Below are 1,030 nucleotides of genomic sequence, written 5' to 3'. Positions count from 1 at the left end.
ATCTCCATGAGGAGAGTAAAGTTCATGACTTTGTACGCGAGAGTGTTGCTTACCATGACCTTTTATCTGATTTAGCAAAAGAAAAATATAATGATGAGTTTTACGGTACCTATGAACAGCAGCACCGTTTGCGTCCTTGTGATGTGCTTTAAAATTCTTAAGGGCGTTTGAAAAAGCGCCCCCTTTTTCCCATCAATCCCACCCAATATGAGGTCCGTAATGGAAAAGCTAATTGCTATCCAGCAAAATACAAACAAACACGAAACAATTCCAACCATGTCTAGCATTGAAATTGCAGAGTTATGCGGTAAAAGACATGGCTATGTAATACGAGATATTCGTAAACTATTTAGCGAACTTAAAATCGACCTGAGTAATTTTGCTGGATTATACAAAGATTCAACAGGTCGTACTCTTCCTTGTTACCATCTTCCTAAACGTGAATCTCTTATTGTCATTTTAGGTTATAACACTGTGTTACGCGCAAAAATCATAGATTATTGGAAAAAATTAGAAGAGCAAGCAGCTAATCCCCAAATCGATTTTTCGAGACCTGAAATACGAGCAGCTATCATGATGCATCTTAAAAATAAAATTAAACAGACTGCATAGGAGTTCATCATGAACACTCTCATAGAGATTAAAGAACAAATCATTGATCAGGAAATAGTTCAAACAGTAAATGCACGTGATCTGCATGCATTCTTAGAGGCAAAACGTGACTTTTCAAATTGGATTAAGGACCGTATTACCAGATACAATTTTATAGAAGGACAAGACTTTGTAAAAACACAAGATTTGCGGTCGCCAAATTTGGCGAGCGCAAAATCTAGGGCTGTTATCGCGATTAACTACTATCTCACACTTGATAGAGCCAAAGAACTTTCTATGGTGGAGAACAATAAGAAAGGGAGAGAAGCCCGTTTATACTTTATCGAATGTGAAAAGCGTGTAAAGCAAGTAGTAACACCACAAATCGACTATTCAAGTCCAAAGGCTATGATTGGCTTTTTGAATTACCTACAAGGTC

General features: G+C 37.3%; 2 protein-coding genes. Both read left to right on the top strand.

Going from position 1 to position 1,030, the window contains the following annotated elements; translation table 11 throughout:
- The first annotated feature begins 276 nt into the window (after positions 1–276).
- Positions 277–612, top strand: a complete 336-nt coding sequence (locus ACFINO_RS09960) for a Rha family transcriptional regulator (RefSeq protein WP_375655656.1) — start codon at positions 277–279, stop codon at positions 610–612.
- Positions 613–621: 9 nt separating this feature from the next.
- Positions 622–1,030: antA/AntB antirepressor family protein (locus tag ACFINO_RS09955; protein ID WP_375655654.1), on the top strand; the 409-nt coding region annotated here is incomplete at its 3' end.

Origin of the sequence: Bartonella sp. AA83SXKL (genome assembly GCF_042196965.1) — a bacterium.
In the GTDB taxonomy this organism is placed as follows: Bacteria; Pseudomonadota; Alphaproteobacteria; order Rhizobiales; family Rhizobiaceae; genus Bartonella.
The sequence above is the reverse complement of the archived record's forward strand: the minus strand, read 5'-3'. Positions and strand labels throughout refer to the sequence as shown.

What these genes read in the sequence shown, in the direction of transcription:
- ACFINO_RS09960 (WP_375655656.1), top strand. Translation starts at nt 277, where the DNA reads ATGTCTAGCATTGAAATTGCAGAGTTATGCGGTAAAAGACATGGCTAT.